Source organism: Mesobacillus sp., assembly GCF_049588175.1.
GTDB lineage: Bacteria > Bacillota > Bacilli > Bacillales > Cytobacillaceae > Mesobacillus.
In genome coordinates this window covers 1-2,531 of sequence record NZ_JBAVFI010000202.1, presented here as the reverse complement: position 1 = coordinate 2,531, position 2,531 = coordinate 1, and the positions used below count along the sequence as shown (strand labels likewise).

General features: G+C 43.1%; 3 protein-coding genes. All 3 read right to left on the bottom strand.

Annotated elements, in window-relative coordinates:
* The coding region (locus tag WB217_RS05080; RefSeq protein ID WP_423991259.1) for a M20/M25/M40 family metallo-hydrolase at window positions 1-1,070 on the bottom strand (1,070 nt) is incomplete at its 3' end.
* A complete protein-coding gene (locus tag WB217_RS05075) occupies window positions 1,060-1,356 on the bottom strand; it encodes a hypothetical protein (protein ID WP_423991257.1) in 297 nt (98 codons plus the stop codon). The genes WB217_RS05075 and WB217_RS05080, both read right to left, overlap by 11 nt.
* A gap of 63 nt (window positions 1,357-1,419) precedes the next feature.
* On the bottom strand, window positions 1,420-2,531 hold a 1,112-nt coding region (locus WB217_RS05070), incomplete at its 5' end, for an MFS transporter (RefSeq protein WP_423991255.1).

Sequence of the window (2,531 nt, the reverse complement as noted above, 5' to 3'; positions counted from 1 at the left end):
GATGTTAGCTGTACCGGTAAAAAACGATAGGTATCTTCTGCAATAATGTCGTAATGCCTTGCATCAGAGCCAGCGAACATGAGGTATGGCGCGATGACAGCGTCCTGATAGACATTTTTGGCACTCTGCTGAATGGTTTTGAAGTGCCAGCTGTCTACTGAAGAAACCCCAGAAGCTTCGTTACCGGTTACTGTCACCTTAATATCCTTATCTTCAATCGTCTTTACGATGAAATTTTTCACATCGTCCAATGAATCTCCTGGCAGGAGGCGAAGGTTTATAATCGCAGTCGCTTTTTCAGGCAGTGCATTGTATTGCTCTCCAGCCTGAAAAATTGTTGGGGCGATTGTTGTCCTGATTAAAGCGGCTGAAGCGGGCTGCTGTAAAAGTATTTTTTCAATGACTGGCTCAAAAATCATCTTATTGGCAAATACATATTTCATGCCGAAGCTCATTTCTGGTGCTACAAAATTAAATAACTTCTCTCCAGCGCCTGTAAGGTCTGCCGGGAATTGCGTTTCTTCAAGCTTTGCAATGGCTCGGGCAATCCTGCCGATATTCGTCTCGTTTTTTGGCTGGGAAGAGTGGCCGCCGCTTCCTTCAATCGTCAGTTCTGCCGTTGCTGAACCTTTCTCGGATATACCGACAACCCCGACAGGCTGGCTGACACCTGGCACCATATTTTCTACAATCGCACCGCCTTCATCGAGAACGAATTCAAATTTGACTCCCCTGGATTCCAGCTCGCTGACAATTTTGCTTGCGCCTTCGTCTCCGCCAATTTCTTCATCAAAACCGAACATGAAATAAAGATCCCGTTCGGGCTTATAGTTTTCTTTCAGCAAGTTTTCTGCTGCTTCAAGAATGCCAATAACCCCAACTTTGTCATCCAGCGTGCCGCGCCCCCAAATCTTTCCGCCAACAACACTACCTGTAAAAGGGCCTTGTTCCCATTTAGTCTCTGTTCCATCCAAAACAGGAACGACGTCATAATGGCTTGTCAGCCCAATCGGAAGCTTACGGGAGTCTGTTCCTTTCCATTTAAAAACAAGAGCATACTTATTCACCATTTCTAATTCGAGCTCGTTTATCTACAAGTGGGTAGCTCTCTTTTAAAAATGAAATAAAACGGTCAAATTCAGTAAGGTCAAATTTACTTCTATCCTGATAAGAGATTGTTTTAAAGGTAATTGCTTTGGAGAGATGTTGAATTGCTTGGTCTTCATTTATTATAGACGTTGAAGTTTTTGGTGCTGGCTGAAGCGTTTTTAACGTTAAAGTGTTAAACAAGGTGATGATAAGAAAAACAACAAAGAGACCACCAATTATTGAGAGGACCAACTTGACCTTTTTCATTAATAGAACACCTCTTAAACATAAAATTTATAAAAAAGCCTCTGGAATCCCAGAGGCTAATCACTATACGATTTCTGGTGCCTGATTTTCTGCTTCTGGTTCGGGAACGAAGGCAAGGATCACCATACCGATCACAAACAGGATCACTAGACTGAAGACGCCCATGCTTGAATTGCCTGTCAGCTGCGCCGTCAAGCCGACCATAAGCGGTCCCATGATGGAAGCGAATTTGCCAAAGATGTTGTAGAATCCGAAGAACTCATTTGCGTTTGCTTTTGGCACAAGCTTTGCGAAGTAGGAGCGGCTTAATGCCTGGATGCCACCCTGTGAAGTGGCTACCAGCATTGCAAGGATCCAGAAGTCGGTTGTTGTTTCAAGGAAATAAGCGTAAATACAAACGATGATATAAATGAAAATGCCGACATAAAGCATTTTTTTGCCGGTATATTTCTCTGATAACCTTCCGAAAAGAAGCGCGAACGGCCATGCGACAACCTGGGTGGCAAAAAGAATGATTAATAGATTGGTAGAGCTGATGCCTAAATCGGTACCGTATGCAGTAGACATCGTGATAATCGTACCGACACCATCAATATAGAAGAAATAAGCTAATAAGAATAAAAATAATGCCTTGTATTTTCGGATTTCTTTAAATGTTTTTGCCAGGCGTCTAAAGCTCTGTAAAACTAATTGCGGCTCGCGCTCGATATAATGCTTCTGGTGGACATTTTTAAACATAGGGATCGAAAAAACTCCCCACCAAATTGCGGTGATTATAAATGCCGTTTGGCTGGCCAAAGTCACAGAGATAGGGAGAATCTTGGTTTGGGCTAAAATAATGATTGCGATACTGATGATAAAAGGGATCGTACTCCCGATATAACCCATTCCATAACCACGAGCAGAAACTCTGTCCATACGTTCATCCGTGGTCACATCGACGATAAAAGCATCATAGAAAACATTTGAACCGGTCGATCCCAGAACGGCGAGAGTATAGATAACTAACATCATCAGCCAGTTATCGCTCGGGACAAAGGCCAGCATTGCGGTAAAGGTGACGCCTAAAGTAAAAAAGATCGTGAAAAAGCGCTTTTTCATGCCTTTGTAATCGGCGATGGTACCGAGTATTGGACCAATCAAAGCTAAAATGAAGGTCGCAATCGCAATCGTGT

What these genes read in the sequence shown, in the direction of transcription:
- WB217_RS05075 (WP_423991257.1), bottom strand. Translation starts at nt 1,356, where the DNA reads ATGAAAAAGGTCAAGTTGGTCCTCTCAATAATTGGTGGTCTCTTTGTT.